At 72.2% G+C, this 18,941-nt stretch carries 17 protein-coding genes, 1 tRNA gene and 2 pseudogenes; 5 read left to right on the top strand and 15 right to left on the bottom strand.

Going from position 1 to position 18,941, the window contains the following annotated elements; translation table 11 throughout:
• Positions 1-72: 72 nt before the first annotated feature.
• The 4 genes and pseudogenes from ACLBYG_RS25080 (at position 73) to ACLBYG_RS25065 (ending at position 3,432) form a co-directional block, all read left to right on the top strand.
• The gene (locus ACLBYG_RS25080) at positions 73-1,017 is read left to right on the top strand and encodes an alpha/beta hydrolase (protein ID WP_447683269.1); all 945 of its coding nucleotides are present in this window, start codon (positions 73-75) and stop codon (positions 1,015-1,017) included.
• 23 nt (positions 1,018-1,040) lie between these two features.
• Positions 1,041-1,811, top strand: a pseudogene (locus tag ACLBYG_RS25075) (GMC family oxidoreductase); the annotation flags it as partial.
• Positions 1,812-1,906: 95 nt separating this feature from the next.
• Entirely contained in the window at positions 1,907-2,578 is a 672-nt protein-coding gene (locus ACLBYG_RS25070; protein ID WP_447683268.1) for a GMC oxidoreductase, read from the top strand.
• A gap of 437 nt (positions 2,579-3,015) precedes the next feature.
• Complete coding sequence (locus tag ACLBYG_RS25065) at positions 3,016-3,432, top strand: ester cyclase (protein WP_056529496.1); 417 nt, start codon at positions 3,016-3,018, stop codon at positions 3,430-3,432.
• Here ACLBYG_RS25065 and ACLBYG_RS25060 read toward each other — a convergent pair.
• The 14 genes and pseudogenes from ACLBYG_RS25060 to ACLBYG_RS24995 all read right to left on the bottom strand — a co-directional run bounded on the left by ACLBYG_RS25060 (position 3,429) and on the right by ACLBYG_RS24995 (position 17,293).
• On the bottom strand, positions 3,429-3,611 hold the full coding sequence (locus ACLBYG_RS25060; RefSeq protein WP_056529492.1) for a hypothetical protein: 183 nt from the start codon (positions 3,609-3,611) through the stop codon (positions 3,429-3,431). The genes ACLBYG_RS25065 and ACLBYG_RS25060 overlap by 4 nt on opposite strands.
• 170 nt (positions 3,612-3,781) lie before the next feature.
• Positions 3,782-4,510 carry a phosphatase PAP2 family protein gene (locus tag ACLBYG_RS25055; RefSeq protein WP_447683267.1) on the bottom strand — a complete coding sequence of 243 codons (729 nt, stop codon included), beginning with the start codon at positions 4,508-4,510 and terminating at the stop codon, positions 3,782-3,784.
• Positions 4,511-4,536: 26 nt separating this feature from the next.
• Positions 4,537-5,877 carry an MFS transporter gene (locus ACLBYG_RS25050; RefSeq protein ID WP_447683266.1) on the bottom strand — a complete coding sequence of 447 codons (1,341 nt, stop codon included), beginning with the start codon at positions 5,875-5,877 and terminating at the stop codon, positions 4,537-4,539.
• A 468-nt stretch (positions 5,878-6,345) separates the two neighbouring features.
• A pseudogene (locus ACLBYG_RS25045) lies at positions 6,346-7,861 on the bottom strand (ATP-binding protein).
• A gap of 36 nt (positions 7,862-7,897) precedes the next feature.
• Positions 7,898-8,188 carry a hypothetical protein gene (locus tag ACLBYG_RS25040; RefSeq protein WP_447683265.1) on the bottom strand — a complete coding sequence of 97 codons (291 nt, stop codon included), beginning with the start codon at positions 8,186-8,188 and terminating at the stop codon, positions 7,898-7,900.
• Positions 8,189-8,777: 589 nt separating this feature from the next.
• Complete coding sequence (locus ACLBYG_RS25035; RefSeq protein WP_447683264.1) at positions 8,778-11,321, bottom strand: HWE histidine kinase domain-containing protein; 2,544 nt, start codon at positions 11,319-11,321, stop codon at positions 8,778-8,780.
• Between the two features lie 184 nt (positions 11,322-11,505).
• A complete protein-coding gene (locus tag ACLBYG_RS25030) occupies positions 11,506-11,754 on the bottom strand; it encodes a CsbD family protein (protein WP_244535010.1) in 249 nt (82 codons plus the stop codon).
• A gap of 672 nt (positions 11,755-12,426) precedes the next feature.
• A tRNA-Ser gene (locus ACLBYG_RS25025) sits at positions 12,427-12,518 on the bottom strand.
• Between the two features lie 12 nt (positions 12,519-12,530).
• Entirely contained in the window at positions 12,531-13,391 is an 861-nt protein-coding gene (locus ACLBYG_RS25020; RefSeq protein WP_447683263.1) for a glycosyltransferase family 2 protein, read from the bottom strand.
• The gene (gene lysA / locus ACLBYG_RS25015; RefSeq protein ID WP_447683262.1) at positions 13,388-14,656 is read right to left on the bottom strand and encodes a diaminopimelate decarboxylase; all 1,269 of its coding nucleotides are present in this window, start codon (positions 14,654-14,656) and stop codon (positions 13,388-13,390) included. Before lysA ends, ACLBYG_RS25020 begins: the two co-directional genes overlap by 4 nt.
• 167 nt (positions 14,657-14,823) lie before the next feature.
• Positions 14,824-15,171, bottom strand: coding sequence for a hypothetical protein (locus tag ACLBYG_RS25010; protein WP_091928103.1), 348 nt, complete (start codon positions 15,169-15,171; stop codon positions 14,824-14,826).
• Positions 15,172-15,339: 168 nt separating this feature from the next.
• On the bottom strand, positions 15,340-15,642 hold the full coding sequence (locus tag ACLBYG_RS25005) for a hypothetical protein (protein ID WP_020094369.1): 303 nt from the start codon (positions 15,640-15,642) through the stop codon (positions 15,340-15,342).
• Between the two features lie 143 nt (positions 15,643-15,785).
• Entirely contained in the window at positions 15,786-16,508 is a 723-nt protein-coding gene (locus ACLBYG_RS25000; RefSeq protein ID WP_234081382.1) for a hypothetical protein, read from the bottom strand.
• Positions 16,509-16,666: 158 nt separating this feature from the next.
• Entirely contained in the window at positions 16,667-17,293 is a 627-nt protein-coding gene (locus ACLBYG_RS24995) for a DUF1134 domain-containing protein (protein ID WP_091682796.1), read from the bottom strand.
• Between the two features lie 157 nt (positions 17,294-17,450).
• Between ACLBYG_RS24995 and ACLBYG_RS24990 the strand changes: the two genes are divergently transcribed.
• Positions 17,451-18,029 carry a YHS domain-containing (seleno)protein gene (locus ACLBYG_RS24990; RefSeq protein ID WP_447683261.1) on the top strand — a complete coding sequence of 193 codons (579 nt, stop codon included), beginning with the start codon at positions 17,451-17,453 and terminating at the stop codon, positions 18,027-18,029.
• On the opposite strand, the gene ACLBYG_RS24985 is transcribed toward ACLBYG_RS24990, so the two are convergent.
• Entirely contained in the window at positions 18,010-18,882 is an 873-nt protein-coding gene (locus ACLBYG_RS24985; protein ID WP_447683260.1) for a 3'(2'),5'-bisphosphate nucleotidase CysQ family protein, read from the bottom strand. The genes ACLBYG_RS24990 and ACLBYG_RS24985 overlap by 20 nt on opposite strands.
• Positions 18,883-18,941 lie beyond the last annotated feature (59 nt).

The raw sequence follows: 18,941 nt of genomic DNA, 5'->3' as shown, positions 1-18,941 counted from the left end.
GGCGCCGAGCGACGCGCGGACGGCGGAGCCTTGCCCGGCAGCGGTCGGGCCGATGCACCAACGGGAACTGCGATGCACTACGACACCTTCGGCCCCGATCCGGCGCCAGGGACGATCACCATTCCGCTCGCCGACGATGAACGGCGGCGCGAGGACGCCCTGCGGGACCTGTTCGCGCGCTTCTGGGGCAACGCGACGGGAGAGCCGCGGGCCGTCTACGACACCTTCATAGCCGGCAGCCCGCGCGCGGACGGCGTCGTGTTCGACCCCGTGGACGAGGCCAGCATCCGCGGCTGGTGGGTGCGCCCCGCGGATGCCGCGCCCGGCCAGGCGATCCTCTTCCTGCACGGCGGCGGCTACGTCCAGGGCACGGCCGCGGCCTATCGCGGCTTCGTCAGCCAGATCGCGAGCCGGGCCGGCGTCGCCGCGCTCGCCATCGACTATCCTCTGGCGCCGGAGGCGACGCTGCCCGCTGCCCCGGAGGCGGCGCTGGCCGCCTGGGATTGGTTGATCGGCCAAGGCTACGACCGGATCGCCGTCGTCGGGGACTCGGCCGGGGGCGGGCTGAGCCTCGTTACCCTGGCGAGCCTCGCCCTGCGCGCGCCCGGCCCTGCGCCGGTGGCCGGCGTCGTCTTCTCGCCCTGGACCGACCTGACGCTGTCCGGCCCCTCCATGAACGATCCTTCGGTGCAGGACCCGCTCATCGGCCGTGCGTACCTGCAGGACTGCGCGCGCAAGTATGCCGGCGCGCGCGATGTCCGCCACCCGCTGACTTCACCGCTCCTCGGCGACCTGCGCGGATTGCCCCCGCTCCTGATCCAGGTCGGCACCGACGAGCGCCTCATCGACGACGCGACGCGCTACGCCCGGCGTGCCGAACAGGCTGGCGTCGCGGTGTGGCTGGAGGTCTGGGAGGGCCTGCATCACGTCTTCCAGCTCGACGTCGCCCACCTCGACAGCAGCCGCCGGGCCCTCGACCGAGCCGCCGCCTTCCTGCGCCGCGCCTCCGCATCCTGACCATCGCCGCTCTCGAAGAGGACATGTCCGCCATGCCCACCCGCGCCCGCATCCCGGATCAGGCCTTCGACGTCGTCATCGCCGGCGGAGGCTCCGCAGGCGCCGTGCTCGCGCGCCGGCTCAGCGAGAATCCGAACCGGACGGTTCTTCTGCTGGAGGCCGGACCGGCCTACGCGCCGGGGGCGTATCCGGACGTCATCGCGAACGCGAACCGGGTCGGCGGCGACGCGGCGCACGACTGGGGCTACCACACCCAGGACCGCTCCGGCCTCGGCCACGACGTGCGCGCGATCCGCGGCAAGGTGCTCGGCGGCAGCTCCGGCGTGAACGCCGCGGTCGCCATGCGGGCGCGGCCGTCCGATTTCGCCCGCTGGACCGCGCGCGGTCTCGACGGCTGGTCGTGGGACGAGGTGCTCCCGGTCTTCAGGGCACTGGAGAACACGCCGGCCGGCGACGACGCTCGGCGCGGGCGCTCCGGGCCCTTCCCGATCCGCCAGCGCACGATGGAGGAGATCACCCCCTCCATGCGCGCCTTCGTGCTGGCCGCGGAGGCGGCCGGCCTGTCCCGCATCGCCGACTTCAACGGCGCGGAGCAGCACGGCGTCTCGCCCTACCCGCTGAACGTGGTCGAGGGCCGACGCGTCAACACGGGCATGGCCTACCTGACTGAGGAGGTTCGGCGCCGACCGAACCTCGCCATCGTCGGGGGCGCCGAGGTCGACGCCGTGCTGTTCGACGGCCGGCGGGCGCGCGGCCTCCGGCTTCTGGGCGGCGCGACGGTGGAGGCCGGACGGGTGATCCTCTCGGCCGGGGCATTCGGCAGCCCCGCCATCCTGATGCGGTCGGGCATCTCGGGCCGGCGGCGCACCTGCGCGACCTCGACATTCCCGTGCTGCAGGACGCGCCGGTCGGCGAGCGGCTCAAGGAGCATCCGTTCTACTACAACGTCTACGCGCTCAAGCGGGAGGTGCGGGCGATGGACCCGGTCGCGGGTGCGATCATCTGGACGCGGTCGCGTGAGGCCGCCCCGGACGAGTTGGACCTTCACATCTCGGGGACGCACATCTTCGATCCGGCGCAGAGCCCGACCGGCGGGGCCATCGTACTGGCCTGCTCGGTCACGCTGCCGAGGTCCGTCGGCTCGGTTCGGCTGGCGAGCCGCGACCCCCGCGCCATGCCGCTCATCCGCTACAACTTCTTCGAGGACCCGGCCGACCTTAGGCGCATGTTGGAAGCGGTACACCTGTCGCGGCGCATCGGCCGGACGGCCCCGTTCAGCGACGTGGTCGCGGCGGAGCTGTATCCCGGTCCCGATGTCCGTGACGACGACGCGCTGCGGCGAGCCGTGCTCTCGGCAGTCGACGGCTACGCCCACTCGACCTCCTCCGTCCCGATGGGCGGCCGCGACGACCCGTGGGCAGTGGTCGATGGGAGCGGGGCGGTGCGCGGGGTGGACGGCCTGAACGTCGTCGATGCCTCGATCATGCCCGACATCGTCTCGGCGCCGACGAATGTGACCACGATCATGCTCGCCGAGGCGATCGGCCGGAGGCTCGGCTAGAGCCGTGCCCGATCGCGTTGCAATCGGGCACGGCTCTAAACCTTTGTCTCGACGCGCTCTCTTACGCCGAACCGGTATCCACTTCGGCGGAGAGCGCTCGAGCGCTCGGCCGGGGACGGCCGAAGTCGGGACGCTGCCTTCGAGAAGCCGGGCCGTGCGCCTCGGCACGTCCGCCCCACCGCCTCCCCCGGCTTCACACGAGAACGGTCACAGACATGGCGCGCTCGACCTCGAAGCGTCTTGCCCCAACCCGCTCCCGCACGGGCGCGGGGGGCATGGCGCGGCTGCCTTGAACGAGGCGCCTTCCTGACCGTCGCGATACGGTCGGAAGCGGCGCCAGCCGCATGACCGTCCGCGCAGGCCCTCGCAGAGGGTGCTTGCGCGGACGGCGTCCGCTACACTCGGCGCTTCCGGCAATGGAAAAGGGCGATCCAGGCATGGGCGACATCACGACGGTAGCAAAGGCCTTCTTCGACGCCTGCGAGACCGGCGGAGGCTGGGAGGCGTGCGCGCGCTACTGTGCCCCGCATGCGACCTTCTCCGCCCAGGCCGATGCCCTGGCCGGCGTGACCTCCCTGCGGGACTACACGGAGTGGATGAAGGGGCTCCTGACCTTCATCCCCGACGGTCGGTACGAGGTGCGTTCCTTCGCGACGGACGAGGAGCGCCGGAACGTGACGGCCTACGGGGTCTTCCACGGGACCCACACTGGCGAGGGCGGACCCTGCCCGCCCACGGGAAAATCCACGTCGACCGACTACGTGTATGTCATGCAGTTCGAGGGGGACCGCATCATCGGATTGACGAAGATCTGGAACGACGCCCGGGCCGTGAGAGAGCTTGGCTGGGCTTAGCCATCGCAGCGGCGAGCCTCGTCTTCCGCCGAACAGCGTGACGAGGCCGCCCGACAGATGCGCATCGCGCGGACGAGCTTCCTGGCCTGCCGCTTCTCGCAGGTCTCCGTGACGGCACGACCGGCGACCTTGACCATGAAGTGCCCATCAGCGGCCTTCTCCTCGGTGACGTGAGACATGCCGGCGGTCTCCTGTCGTTCGGGGCTTGGATGTCGGGCGGCCCATCTCCGGGGCTGGGTCGGGTGCGGCAAGGGCCCGTGCGCGGGTGCCCAGGATTGCAGTTGGACAGGCGGGTTCGCCCCGCAAACCCGCCTCCCGCCTTCGTGATCCTGCGTCAGGAGCCTTCGCCTCACCGACCGGAGGCGCCGCCCTGGGCCGCGACTTCAGAAGCCGCCCGGGCGAGATCGCGTTCGAAGCGCGGGTCGTGGAACAGCGCCTCGGCGATGACGGCCGCGGCGATTTTGCCGGCTTCGAGGTCGGACGGGAAATGGGTGCCGGCGATCACGCGGTTCTCCCCGTAGGTCCCGGCGAACGCGAACAGCGCTTGGCGCTTCTCGGGCACGAGGCGCGACAGCACCGTGGCCGCGAGATACCCGAACGTGGCGTGGCCGCTCGGGTAGGACGTGCTGTCGGAGCGATGTCCGAACGTGGCGAGGTCCGGCTTCACCGTGTAGGGCCGCGGCCGCGCGATGGCGGCCTTCGCCACCAGCACGGCGAGTTCCCCGTCCTGGAACACATTCTCGATCAGCGCCGCGGTGTCCGGCATCGTCTCCGCCGTGAAGGCTGGGCCGAGCACACCGGTGAAGCGGTCGAGGGTGCACGGCAGGTTCGCGGTGATGCGCCGCTCGTCGTCGGGCGTGCGGGCGCGGACCGCGGCCTCCACGGCCTGCATGTCCGCCTTGGCCGATTCCGAGCCGGCTCCGGGCGGGGGCGGCAGGACGCGCTGCAGCGCCATCGCCGCCGGGTCGACGTAGGTGCTGTGGAGCGTCGCGGCGGTGACGGGCAGGGCAAGGGAGAGGAGCACGGCCAGCGTCGCGGTGAGCCGCCGGCCGCCCCGGCCGGAAATCCGATCTTTCACCACTCCTCCTCAAGCCGTGTCAGGTCTCAACGCTCGCAGCCACGCCGCCGGGCCGCCCCGAGGCTTCTCCGGGGCTTCTCCGGGGCTTCTCCGGGGCTTCTCCGGGGCTTCTCCGGGGCTTCTCCGGGGCTTCTCCGGGGCTTCTCCGGCATTGTCTCGGGCAGCAGCGTCACGAGCACCCCGAGCGCGACCGCCGCGACGGCGGCGCACGCGAGATAGGCGGCATCGAACCCCGCCTGCTGGACCAAGGTTCCGGCGATCACGAACGACAGCGAAGCGCCGGCGCCCTGCACGGTCCCGATCAGGCCGTGTGCGGCGTTGTACCGGCCGGTTCCTCGGGTGATGTCGGCTATGACCAGCGGCTTCACCGCGCTGAGCAGGCCGGCACCGACGCCGTCGAGGCACTGGACCGCGATCAGCCAGTACGGGTCGCGCCAGACGAGATAGAGCAAGGCGCGCACGGGCAGCGCGGCGAAGCCGATCACGAGCAAGGGCTTGCGGCCCCAGCGCTCGGCCCGGCGGCCGACGATGAGCCCCATCGGCACCATCACCCCCTGCGCGCCGACGATGCAGACGGAGACGATGACGGACGACCAGTCCGGGCGCGCCTGCCCGATCTCCTGGGCGACGAGGGTCAGCAGCGGCGCGTTGGCGAAATGGAAAAGCCCTACGCAGGCCGCGAAGACCGTGAGCGGCCGGCAGGTCAGCAGGGTCCGCCACCGGGCCGGGGCTTGCTCCCCCTCGCCGCCGCCGCGGGCCCGGCGCGCGTCGATGGCATCGCGCGGGATGGAGTAGAGGGCCGCGGCCGAGACGATGGCGCAGGCCGGGACCAGGAGGAATACCGCGCGGTCCGGGAACAGCCAGCCGACGAGCCCGATCAGCACGGCGATGGCGACGTTCCCGGTCCGCTCCAGGGCGGCGTTGCGGCCGAAGCGGCGGGCGATCCGGTCGGATGGGAACAGGCCGAGCGTGAGCGTCGCGATGGCCGGGCTCAGCATGCCCCCGACGGCGGCCAGCACGCAGGAGGCCGCGAGCACGGGCCAGAAGTACGGGAAGAGCGCGACGAGGAGCGTGGCCAGCGAGAGCGCGACCAGGGAGCCGAGCAGGATCACGCGCTTGTCGCGCACCGCGTCGATGGCGGTTCCGATGGGTGTCTGCACCACGATGCCGACGATGCCCGACACCGTGCTGACAAGCCCGACCGAGGCATCATTCCAACCGCGGTGCACGTAGAGGTAGACGTTGAGGTAGGGCTTGATCGCCCCGTTCACGTCGATGAGCAGGAGGTTGAGGAGGTCCAGGGACCTGGAGACGGACGGCCGTCGCGAAGCGGGCGGCCGCTCCCCCTCGCCGATGTCCTGCTCCATGCGGTCCGCTCCCCTTTCAGCCAACCTAGAGCGGCGCGGCACCGAACCGAGGTGACCCCACCCCGAATGAGCGTGACCGCCGGTAGAGGCGCTCCGGCCCGGCGACCGCGGCGCCGACCCGCCCGAAGCCCGCGACGCACGCGACCGTCCCGGCCTATCGCGTTGAGCCTCCGGACCTGTTGGCGGAACACGACAAGCATCCGCGTCCTGGCCTGGGCCGGCCGTCACGCCCCGGAGGGAGCGTGGCTGCGCGCACCGGAAGCCGCCGCGGCGAGGTCGTCGCTGTCGGGGGGGCGAGAGCCCCCGGCATCCGAGGCCCAGCCCCGCGTCCGCGCTGCTCCCGGAGGGTGGCTCGTTGGCGGTGGTTCATGCGAGACCCGGAGCCGGCCCCGCATCGCAAGTCCGGGCTCGACCTCCCGGTCGCCCGAGACCGTCACCTTGGGACCTGCCTCGTGGGCAAATCCGGCGTCACGCCTCGGCGACGAGATCCCGAATACGCGTGCCGAGCGCGTCCATGGCGAAGGGCTTCGTCAGCACCTGCATGTCCGGCCCGAGGCTGCCTCCGCCCATGACCGCGCACTCGGCGTAGCCGGTGATGAACAGCACCTTGAGGTCCGGCCGGCATCCGCCATCTGGCGTCCGTTCATCCCGCCGGGCAGGCCGACGTCGGTCACGAGCAGGTCGATGCGCGTGTCGGACTGGAGGATTGTGAGCCCCGCGGCGGCGTCGGCGGCCTCGACGGTGGCGTAGCCCATCTCGTCAGCAGATCGACGACCAGCATCCGCGCGGACGGCTCGTCGTCGACGACCAGCACGGTCTCCCCCCGACCGACGCGTGCCAGCCGGGCGGCCTCGCCGGCGCCGTCCTCGGCAACGGCCTCCCCGTGGTGGCGCGGCAGGTAGAGGCAGACGGTCGTGCCCAGCCCGACCTCGGACTGGATGCGGACGTGGCCGCCGGACTGTCGGGCGAAGCCGTAGATCATCGACAGGCCGAGGCCCGTCCCTTCGCCCAGGGGCTTGGTCGTGAAGAACGGTTCGAACACCCGCGCCACGACCTCGGGCGGCATGCCGGTGCCGGTGTCGGTCACGCAGACGGAGAGGTACTGGCCCTGGGGTATGTCGTAGCGGCTCGCGTAGGACGGATCCACGAGCCGATTGCCCGTCTCGATGGTGATGCGCCCGCCGGTCGGCATCGCGTCGCGGGCGTTGATGCACAGGTTGAGCAGCGCGTTCTCCAGCTGGGTCGGGTCGATCAGCGTCGGCCAGAGGCCGGCCGCCCCGACCACGTCCAGGGCGACCTGCGGCCCGATGGTGCGGCGGACCAGTTCCTCCATCCCCGCCACCAGCCGGTTCACGTCGGTGGGCTTCTGGTCGAGGGTCTGGCGCCGCGAGAAGGCCAGCAGGCGGTGGGTCAGCGCGGCGGCGCGCTTGGCTGCCCCCTGCGCGACCGACATGTAGCGCCCGACGTCGCCGAGCCGGCCCTGGCCCATGCGGGTCTGCATCATCTCCAGCGAGCCGGAGATGCCGGCGAGCAGGTTGTTGAAGTCGTGCGCCAGGCCGCCGGTCAGTTGCCCGATGGCCTCCATCTTCTGCATCTGGCGGAGCTGCCCCTCGGCAGCCAAGAGTTCGTCGGTCCGCTCCCGGACACGCGCTTCGAGCGTCTCGTTGAGCTCGCGCAGACGGGCCTCGGACTGCCGCAGCCGTTCCTCGCTCGCGCGCAGGGCCTCCTCCGCCATGGTCCGTTCCAGCAGATCGGCGGCCTGCCGGGCCAGGATGTCCAGCAGACGGAGATCCCGGTCGGTCGGCTCGTGCGGCTCGACCCAGTGCGTCGATATCATCCCCAGCAGCCCGCCGTCCCGGGATAGGAGCGGCGTCGTCTGGGCGGACCGGATGCCGGCGCGGCGGAAGGCGAGCAGGTCGTCGGTGCCGGCGATGTCGCCCCACGCCTCGAAGTCCGGGACGACGAACCGGGCGCTGAGCCTCAGCGCGGCCGTGCAACTCGTGATCGCCCTGGGATCGACCTAAGTCCAGTGGCCCTCGGCCTCAGACGTCAGTCCGCGCGCGTACAGCAGTTCGAGGTGGCCGGGATGGGTCGGATGGTCGGGCGGGCAGAGCCGCTGCATCGTCCCAAACTGCGAGCCGGTGATCCTGACGGCGGCATCGACGATCTTGCCGCACAGCGCCCCGAGGTCGTTCTCCCCGATCAGGTCGACGCAGATGCCGTGCAGCAGGTCGATGTCGGCCCGGCCGCCGTCCCGTGCCTCAACGGTGCGACGCGATTTCGCGGGGAACGCGGTGACCACGGCGGCCATGGACGGGTTTCCTCGACGCGGAAGGACCCAGGCCGCGCCGGTACGGCGACGCTCGGCGCCGGCTGCTGGTTCCGTCGGATCTTCACGATGATCGGGGGACCGCTACGGCCAGGGATGTCTGTTGCGGATCCGCCACAACTGCTTGCCGGCTCACCATGGGCCAAGTCTTGGATCGCCGCCGCCGGGGATGCCTCGCATCGAACGCGTGACGGCCGCCGCGGTACCCCTGATGTCGCGCGGGCGATCAGCCGGCGCAGCCAGCCACCGCGCTTCGGTCCGGACTGCACGATGAGCGGGTCCTCGACGGGGCCGACGCGCGCGGAGCTTTCCCGTGCCCATCATGCCCAGGATCCACGACGCCCTCTCTGCCGGCGGCTTGGCCGGCTTCGTGGCGCGACAGGCGCGCGGGGTGCGGTCTCGGGTGCTCCGGCCTGCCGGGTCTCGAACGCCTCCCTCGACCTTTCGGGCCCGGCGCCGTGACCCGCGAACTGTCGTCGTTCACCCCGCCTTCGGGCCAGGAGCCGCGCCCGACATCGCCCCAACCACCGGTAACCCCGATCACCGACCCGTCGAGCACCGGCTCGCGGGCTCAAGCCGGGAAGGCGCGCAGGAGGTCCTCCGCCCCGTAGGGCTTCTTCACCACAGGCACGGCGGCGAGGTCTTCCGGAATGCGGAAGCCGTCGCCGTAGCCGGTGGCGAACGCGTAGGGGATGCCCAGTTCGAACAGCCTGCGCGCGACGGCGATGCTGGTCTCGGAGCCCAGGTTGACGTCGAGCAGGGCCCGGGCCGGCGGCGCCGCGTCGATCAGGCGGAGCGCCTCGCGCGTCGACGACGCCATGTCCACGTTCGTGGCGCCGAGCGACGTGAGCAACTCCTCGGCCTCCAGGGCGATGATCATGTTGTCCTCGACGACCAGCACGGACCCGGCGAGACCGCGCAGCGCCTCGGCGTGAACCGCCCTGACAGCCTTCGGCGCGGCGCGTGAGGCGTTCTGGACGAAGGCCGGGGGGATGGTGAAGCGCGCCTCGACGCCCGCCAGTTCGTAGCGCACCTCCGCCTCGCCCTTGAGCTCGTACGGGATCGACCGCTCGATGATGGTCGTGCCGAAGCCGCGCCGGGTGGGCGCCCGCACGGCCGGGCCGCCGGTCTCGCGCCATCGGATCACCAAATGGTCGAGGGCGTCCCGCTCCCAGCGCAGGTCGACCCGCCCGAGGCTGTCGCAGAGCGCGCCGTACTTGGCCGAGTTCGTCATCATCTCGTGGACGACCAGGGCGACGGTCGAGAACGCCTGCGGCTCCAGCAGGACGTCGGCGCCGTCGAGCACGACCCGGCCGGCCTTGGGTCCGAGGTAGGCGCCGGCCTCCAGCATGACGAGGTCGCGCAGGGATCCCGGTCCCCAGTTGCTCGAGGTGATCTGGTCGTGCGCCCGGGCGAGCGCCTGGATGCGGTCGCCGACCGTGTTCGCGAAGGCGCTGTCCGGCTTGCCCGCCGGCCGGCTCTGGGTCACCACCCCGCGGATCAGGTTCAGGATGTTGCGGACCCGGTGGTTGAGCTCGGCGATGAGAAGTTCCTGACGCTCCTGCGCGACCTTGCGCTCCTTCTCGGCGGAGTCGGTGAGGCGCAGGATCACCTCGAGCAGGGTGATGCGCAGGGCCTCGGCGGTCCGCATCTCGACCTCGGCCCAGGGGAGCGAGCGCCCGTGCACGGTCTCGCGCCACGCCTCGAAGCTCTTGCGCGGGGTCAGGCGGACGCCGTTCGGCCCCGGAGTCGCGGGCTTCACCGGGTTGCCCGCCCAGGTCACGGTCCGCGAGACCTCGCGCCGGAAGTAGACCAGAAAATCCCGGGGTGTGCGCGACACCGGGATGGCGAGCATGCCGGCCGCCCGCTCGGTGAAGTCGCGGCCCGGTTCGTGGACGCGCCCGATCTCGTCGGTCGCGTAGGCCTTGCTCGCGGCCGTGCGGTTGAGGAAGCGCACCAAGCCGGCGAACTCCTCCGCGGTCGGGGTCGAGCCCTGGAGCGTGATCTCGCCGTTCACCCACAGGCCGATGCCGTCGCAGGGCAGGATCGCCGCCAGGTCGTCGAGGAAGTCGGAGAGGCTTTCCAGGTTGGTGCCGCCGGTGGCCAGCGCGCCCAGCAGGCGGTTGTGCAACTCGCGCGAACGGACCTCGCGCTCGGCGTCGGCCTGCCGCTCGCGGGCCTCCAGCAGCCAGGAGAACATCTGGCCGAACAGCTCGGCGCCGGTCCGGCGCTCGAGGGAGATGTGGCGCGGCTCGGTGTGGTGGCAGGCGAACAGGCCCCACAGGCGACCGTCGCGCAGGATGGACACGGACAGCGAGGCCGCCACGCCCATGTTGCGCAGGTATTCGAGGTGGATCGGCGAGACCGTCCGCAGGGTCGACAGCGACAGGTCGAGGGGCTGGCCGGCCGGATCGCGCGGGGGCAGCACGGCGGCGCCGGTGTCGTCGACGTCGGCGATGATGCGCAGCCAGTTGCGCGCGTAGAGGGCGCGGGCCTGTTTGGGGATGTCGGAGGCCGGGTAGTGCAGCCCCAGGTAGGGGGCGAGGCCGGACCGGACCGCCTCGGCGATGACCTCGCCCGAATGGTCCTCGGCGAAGCGGTAGACCATAACCCGGTCGAACCCGGTCAGCGCCCGCATCTGGCGGGCGGCCTCGCGGCAGAGGGGGTCGAACCCCACGGTCTGCTGGAGACGGGTGACCATGCTGCGCACGAGGTTGCCGGCGCTGAGGTGTTCGGTGGCGCTCGGCTCGGCCTCGATGACGATGGTGTCCCCGGACCGGTGGAGGGCCACGTCGAACGGCTCGCCGCCCGGCACGAGCCGGAGGCCGAAGACCCGGTCGACGGCGTCGGGCCCGCGCAGGGTCTGCAGGTGCCCGCGCAGGGTGTGGATGGCCTCGCGGTCGAGGACGGCATCGAGGGGCAGGCCGAGAAGTGCCGCCGCACCCTGGCCGAGCCAGGTCGCGATGTTGTCCGAGGCGCGGGTGACGATCCAGTCCGGGGAGACCCCGATGAGGAAGCCGAACCCCTGCACCGCGCCGAGGATGTGGATGGGCTCGCGGTCGCAGGACGAGAGGTCGATCTCCGGCGTCGGTTGCGACGCGTTCAACTGGTCCATGGGCCCACGATGCTGCGCGCAGGCAAGGGTCCGGCTGCGGTTCGGATATTGTCTTCGCAGATCAACGCGGCACGGCGCGCGGACGTTGCAGGACCGGCCTATGCCAGGATCCACGATCCTTTCCTTCGACGCGTTGCCGCAACCTCGGGATGCCCGGAGCGTGGAACCGCTCCGGGCGGCCGGATCAAACTTTGCCGGTGAGCTTGTCGGCCACGTGCTTGGCGCCGTCCTTGACGTTCCCGGTCGTCTTCTGGGCTTCGCCCTTCAGTTCCTGCGCCTTGACCTCGGCCTTCAGCTTGTCGTTGCCAGTCACGCTGCCGATGCCCTGCTTCACGTTGCCGACGGCCTCATTGGCCAGGCCCTTGATCGTGTCGGTGGTGCTGCTCCTGGCGGTTCTCCTTCGCGACCAGGCCTTCGCGACCAGGGCGGCCACGGGGATCGGGAACGGCTCTCGCCCGGGCGCCGTTCCGCGCCGTCGGTCACGGTCACGGTCACGGTCACGGGAGGGTCGTGACGCGTGCCCAGCGGGTGCCCGGATCGACGCGACGGCCTGGTCTCGACTGCCCGGTAGGGAAGGGCGCTCCGCGCGAGCGGGATCCGCTAGGGATGTGCCTTCGCCCTCGTGCGCGCGCTCCTGTTCAGTGCGGCTCCTTCGGACGCGACCACGCCCATGTCAGCCGGTGCCGAAGCCGGCGTACCCGCCTGGACGCCACCCGGACGGAGCAATCCGACGCGCATGCCGGGTGACATCATCCCGCCTCCGGATCGCAGGCAGCACGACGGCACCGGCGCGGCGTGGTTCTCGGAGTCGGTACCTGCGCTGACGATCTGGCGACCCGGGCAGTCAGGTCTCGCAGAGAATGCTGCCGAAGCAGGATGCGACGGTTCGGTCGATCACATTTCTTCGGACGGAGCTCTTCGCAAGCGAGCCAAGAAGCAGTCGTTCCTCCGCTCAAGCTCGAATCACACGCCGTCGTGAAGATCGGACGCGCCGAGTTGGCATTCCTTCTGCCGTTGGCCGAGCCAGTTTCCGCGGGGAGAAATCAAAACTCGACGTGCGGAAAATCGCTGTCACTCCAGAGACTTAGATCGAGTTGAGCGGTGCTGGCGGAGACGGAGGGATTCGAACCCTCGATACCCATTTCTGGGTATGCTCATTTAGCAAACGAGTGCCTTCAGCCGCTCGGCCACGTCTCCGGCGCTCTGGCTCTAGAAGGTCGGATCCGGCGGGTCAACCCGATCCTGGCGGGCGGCGGCCACGCGGCGGCGCTCGACGTGCTTGGCGACGCGCAGATGCCGCGAGATCGCGTAGTTCATCGCCGTCAGGAAGCCGTAGGTGCCCCGTACGAAGTGGCGGCGGCCGAGATAGGCCTTCAGGAAATTGCCCGGCAGCTCGACGAACACCCGCCAGGTCGGGATCACCACACCCCGCGCTTCGAGGTCGTCCGCCTGCTGGTCGGAGTAGCGGTTCAGCTTGTCGAGCTGGTCGCCGAGCGAGCGCACCGAGAAATGGTGGATCACGCCCCGGAGCCGGCCCGGCTTCACCCCCGGTTCCAGCGCCACCCGGTCGTGGACCGGCGAGGCGGCGTAGCGGCCCCGGTCCTTCCGGTAGAGCCGGACCGGCGTCAGCGTGTAGGCGAGCGGGTGTGGCCGGCCCTCGCCGGGGAAGATCTCGGCGATGCCGATCCGCCACGCCGGCCGGCGCGGCTCGCCCGCGGCCCAGAGGCCCCGGATCTCCCGGGCCAGCTCCGGCGGCACCACCTCGTCGGCGTCGAGGTTCAGGAGCCAGACGTGCCGGCACTGCTCCTCGGCGAAGCGCTTCTGCGGGCCGTAGCCCGGCCAGGGATGGTGCAGCACCCGCGCGCCCAGCGACTCCGCCAGGGCCTGCGTGCCGTCGGTGGACCCGGAATCGACCACCACGAGGTCGTCGGTCAGGCCGCGGACCGCCCGAAGCGTCGCGCCGATCCGGTCCACCTCGTTGTGAGCGATGATGAAGACCGACAGCGGCAGGGGCCCGTCGGCTCCCGGGACCGGCCTGGGGGCGGCGGTGCCCGCCGGAGCGCGGCTCACGCCAGCCAGTCCGGCACCCGGTCGAGGGCGATCAGGGCGTCGACGTCGAGGCGGGGGCGGACCACCGCCGCGCGGTCGCCCCGCACCAGAACCTCCGGCACCAGCGGCCTTGTGTTGTAGGTGCAGGACTGCACCGCCCCGTAGGCGCCGGCGCTCATCACGGCGATCAGGTCGCCGGGCCTCACCTCCGGCATCTCGCGGTTAAGGGCGAGGTAGTCGCCGCTCTCGCAGACTGGGCCGACCACGTCGGCGACGAGGCGCGGCGTTTCGGGGCCCGGCTCGATGACCGGCCGCAGGCCGTGATAGGCCTCGTAAAGGGTCGGGCGGATCAGGTCGTTCATCGCCGCGTCGACGATCACGAAGGTCCGCCCCTCGCTGTGCTTCACGTAGAGCACCCGCGTCAGCAGGATCCCTGCATTGCCGACGATCATCCGGCCGATCTCGAAGACCGGCCGCAGGCCGAGGGGGGCGAAATGCGGCCGCAGGGTCGCCGCCAGCGCGGCCGGGTCCGGCGGCGGCGCGTTGTCGTCGCGGTAGGGGATGCCGAGGCCGCCGCCGAAATCGATGTGGCGCAGGGGATGGCCGGCCGCCAGCAACTCCCGGGCGAGACCGGCGAGCAGCCGGGCCGCGTCGGCGAAGGGCGCCAGATCGGTGATCTGGCTGCCGATATGCATGTCGACGCCGTGCACCGCGATCCCCGGCAGGGCGGCCGCAGCGGTGTAGACAGCCGGCGCCCGGGTGATCGGGATGCCGAACTTGTTCTCGTACTTGCCGGTGGAGATCTTGGCGTGCGTGCCCGCGTCCACGTCGGGGTTCACCCGGACCGAGACCGGCGCGCGGAGGCCGAGGCCCACCGCCACCTCGGACAGGACCGCGAGTTCCGGCTCACTCTCCACGTTGAAGCAGAAGATGCCGGCCCTCAGCGCGGCCTCCATCTCGGCGCGGGTCTTGCCGACTCCCGAGAACACGATCTTGCCGGGGTCCACGCCGGCCGCCAGGGCCCGCTGCAGCTCGCCGCCGGAGACGATGTCCATCCCGGCGCCCCGGGCCGCGAGGGTCCGCAGGACGGCCTGGTTCGAGTTCGCCTTCATGGCGAAGCAGACCAGCGCGTCGTCGGCCGCGAACGCCTCCGCGAAGACGCGGAAATGCCGCTCCAGCGTGGCGGTGCTGTAGCAGTAGAACGGTGTGCCGACCTCCGAGGCGAGACCGGTCAGGTCGACATCCTCGGCGTGCAGGCGGCCGTCGCGATAGTGAAAATGGTGCATCTCGGCCGTGTCTCGTCGCCGTATCTCGTCCCGCCGGAGCGCGGGCTGTTTCCCGTGAAACACCCCGCCGCAGGCCGCGGCGGGCGCGCGCCAGTGGCGGGGTCCGACCGAGTCCGAGCGGGGTCACCGGGCGCGCGGCACCGCGACGACGTGCCGGCCTCCGCCCTCTACAGCAGCGGATCCAGAATGAAAGGCTCCTTCGGCACCCGGTAGCCGCGCCGCGCGCCGCGGCTGGTCTCGACCGGCGCCTCGGTGCCGCCCGGCGGGACCGCCGCCGCGGAGAGCTCGTCGCCGGCGCGCACCGAGGCCGGGTCCGGCTCCGGGGCGCCGCCGCCGAGACCGACCGAGACCGGCAGCGTCCGCCGCCCGGTCGGCGCGTCCGCGCCGGTCTGCGCACCCGCCCGCGGGGCCGCCGTCTGGGGCGGCTCCAGCGCACCCCGCCGCCCGCAGGCGGAAGCCGCCAGAGCCACGAGGCCGGACACGGCGAGGAGTTTCAGGGCGGGTTTCGACAACATCGCGCGAGGGTCCGGCGGGCTCGGCACCGGCACGCGAGGGCCGGCGGGAGCGCTACCTTAGCCGTTGCCGCGTCCCGGCGCGAGCGCCCGTCCGCCACAGGCCGGCCGCGGCGCATGGTTGGGGCCCGTCCCCGCGGCTCCCGGCCCGGCCTCGACAGCCGGAAGGCGTCAGCCCCGCCGCTCCTTGCCGCCCTGCGAGCCCTGCCGGTTCTTGGCGGGGGCGTTCTGCTGCTGCTCGGCCTCGTAGGCGTCGATCGCCCGGCGGCAGTTCTCGCTGAGCTTCTTCCAGTTCTTCTGGAAGCAGGCATCGGTGGCCGGATCGTCGGGGGCCAGGTTGCCGCAATAGGTCAGGTAGTCCCCGGTGCAGTACTTCTTCAGGGTCTCGTTGCCGCGCTTCGTCTGCTGCGCGGCTGCCGGCAGCGTCAGGGCAACGGCCGCCGCGACGGCGAGGACGATCGGCTTCAGGCGCATGGGTATCCGTACCATCTGTCGAAGTTGTGAATGCAGGACGCGTCGGCGATGCGATGATGCCTTTGCGTGGTCGAAACAAGGCAGTCATCGCAGGTTTTCGGTTGCGTTCCGGTCGCCAAATCCCGTTTCGGGGGTGGATCGGCTCAGACCCGCTCGGGTTCCGGCATCGCCGCCGCGGTCCGCGGCATCCGGCCCGGGGCCGTGAGGGCCTCGGCGACCTCGACGATTCGCCGGCGGAGATCGGCGTTCTCGCGCTCGATGCCGGCCTGCCGGTCCGGCGACAGGTTTCCGGCCCGGTCGTGGCGTTCGTTCTGGCGGTCGGCCACGGTCAGGGCCAAAGCTTCCTCGGCCGCCTTCAGGCTCGCGCGCAGGTCGTCGCGCTCGGCCGCCAGCGCGGCGGCGTCCGGTGCCGGCGCCGCGCCCTGCCGGAGCGCCAGGAGACTGTCGAGCAGGTCGGCATGGGCGTCCTCGAGGGCCTGGAGCGTGGCGAGGCTCGCGCTCCCGTCCTCCCGCGCCAGCGTCAGCTCGGTCTCCAGCTCCCGGGTCTTGGCCTGGGCCTGGGCGATCTCGGCGTCGCGGGCAGCGACGTCGCGCGCCAGGGCGGCGACCCGCATCGTCCCGGCCCCGATCGCCGCCATGTCGGACTGCCGCCGCGCCTCGACGGTCTCGACCCGGCGCTCCAGGCGGCGCTGCTGCACGGCGAACTGGGCGCGCAGGAAGTCCCGCTCGGCGGCGATCTCGGCCGGCGACAGGGGCAGGCGCGCCTCGGCCCGCCGACGCTCCAGGCGCGCGGCGCGGGCATTCAGGGCCGGCAGAAGCAGCAGGCCGCACAAGCTCGCCGCCAGGAAGCCCAGCGCGAAGATCATCACCGTTTCGATCACGAGGGTGCAGCCCGCGCATCCGGCCGGAAAACCCGACCCAACTCCACTCTAGCCCAGGTTGGCCGCGAGGGTGAAATCCCTCGGGGCCGGTCAATCAGAACGCGTTCCGACGCCATCCCGGATCGAGGCCGGATTAGGCCGGATCAGAACGGGTTCCACGTCGGCTCACGGGTGAACTTCAGATAGCCGACATTGATCCCGAGCCGCGCGCCGACGCCGCTGCGGATCGGCACGACGATGACCCGGTCGTTGACCACCGCGGTCATCCCGAAGCCGCCCACCAAGTAGGCGGAGCCGTCGACGCCGGCGAAGCGGCGGTACAGGTCGCGCACGTTGGGCAGGTTGTAGACCAGCATCATGGTGCGGGCGCCGTCGCCGCCGACATCGAAGCCGAGGGACGGGCCCTGCCAGTAGATGCGCCGCTTGCCGGCGTTGCGGGTGTAGAGCGTGCCCTCGCCGTAGCGGACGCCCGCCACCACGGCGCCGCCGCCCTCCTGGCCGAGGATGTAGCCGTTGGGCTCGCCCCAGCGCCGGCCCGCCTCCTCGACGGTGAGCGCGAGGCCGCGCGACACCGTGCCGAAGAACCGGTGGCCGGATTCCACGATCTCGCCGGGACGGAAGGTCTCGGGCGTGTCGAGATCCTCGCCGGCCGCGCGGGCCGCGCCCGCGGCGCCGAGGAGGGAGCCGCAGAGGGGCGCACCCAGCGCCAGGCCGAGGCCCGCGCGCAGGAGGGTGCGGCGGTCGGTGCCGCGATCGTCTCGTGCCGTCATCGTTGCCTCCTCGCCCGGTTCGATTAACGGTTCGTGCGATGGACCTGAGCCGCTCTGTCCCGCCGGGCCGGCAGAGGCCGCGCCGGGCGGATGAGTCGGACCAGCTTCTGAGGGAATCCGCAAGATGTGGTTAACGCGTCCTGACCCCGCAGTCCGCATGGCCGGGCGGTCGGGCGCGCGCGTCCCGCGGGCGGCGCTCACGCTCGCGCGGGCGGTGGGGCTGTCAGCCGCGCTGTCAGCCGCGCTGGCGGCCCTGCCGGCGGTCGCCCCCGGCCGCGCCGCCGCGGAGGAGGGCCTGACGGCCCGGACGCGGATCGAGCTGCTGACGCTCAACGGCTTCGACCCGGTCAGCTACTTCCTCGAGGGCGGGCCGCAGGCCGGTCTGGCCCGGTTCGAGCTGTCCTGGGGCGGCCAGGTCTGGCGCTTCTCCAGCGGCGCCAACCGCGCGGCATTCCGGGACGACCCGCCCGCCTACGCGCCGCGCCTCGGGGGCTACGACGCCGCCGGGATCCTTGATGGCCGGCTGGTGGACGCCGATCCTCTGGTCTTCGCGGTGATCGACGAGCGCCTCTACCTGTTCCGGGATGCCGGGCGCCGCGCCCGGTTCCTGGCGGAGCCCGGCCTGGCCCGGCAGGCGGAGGCGGCCTGGCCGGCCGTGCGCCGCCTGCAGGATGTCCCGCCCGACGGCTCGCCCGAAGCCTCGCCCAACGTGCCGCCTAGGGATGCGCCGCGCTGAGCGCCGCCGCCGGCCGGTCGCTCGCGCGGGCCGGCAGGGCGAGCCGCGGGGCCAGGGCGGGGTCCCCGAGGGCCGCGAAGGGACCGTTGCGGTGATCGGGTCCGTGCTGGCCGTAGCGGATCGGGCCGCCGCCCGGCACCACCACGCAGCCACCCGCCGCCGCGACGATGTGGTCGCCCGCGGCCGTGTCCCATTCCATGGTCGGGCCGCAGCGGACGTAGATGTCGGCCTCGCCTGCGGCGATCAGCCCGAACTTCAGGGCGGACCCGACCTGGCGCGTCTCCACCACTGGCAGCGCCGCCAGGCAGGTGGCGGTCTCGGGATCGCTGTGCCGCCGGCTGCCCAGGGCGACGAGGCCCGTCCCCGGCGCCGCCCGCGCGCGGACCGGCCGCCCGGCCCCCGGCCGGCCCGCGATCACGGGGCCCTCCAGGGTCGCGGGTCCGGCCCACCAGACGCGGCCGAGGCCGGGGGCGGCCAGCGCGGCCGCCACCGGGCGGGCGCCCGACACCAGCGCGATGTTGACCGAGTAGTCCGGCGTCCCGGCGAGGAAGTCGCGGGTGCCGTCCAGGGGATCGACGAGGAAGAAGAGGTCGGCGGTGCGGGTCGCGTCGCTCTGGGCGCGCTCCTCGGCCACGACCGCGATCCCGGGGAAGCACCCGGCGAGGGCCTCGACGATCAGGTCCTCGGCCTCGACGTCGGCAGCGCTGGAGGGTGAGCCGTCCGGCTTCAGGGCGTGCGGGCAGGGGCCTCGGTGGTAGCGGCGCAGGATCTCCCCCGCCGCGCAGGCGATCTCGGCGAGTGCCGCGGCGATCCGCTCACGCTCCGGTCCCGAGATCGTCGCCGCGCCCGTCATGATGCCTCCCGACACCGCCCTGAATGCCCGAGCGGGGGGGGAATGTCGACGGCCACTGG

It is taken from the genome of Methylobacterium sp. D53M (assembly GCF_053345625.1).
Note: the sequence above shows the minus strand (reverse complement) of the source record. Positions and strands in the feature narration are given on the sequence as shown.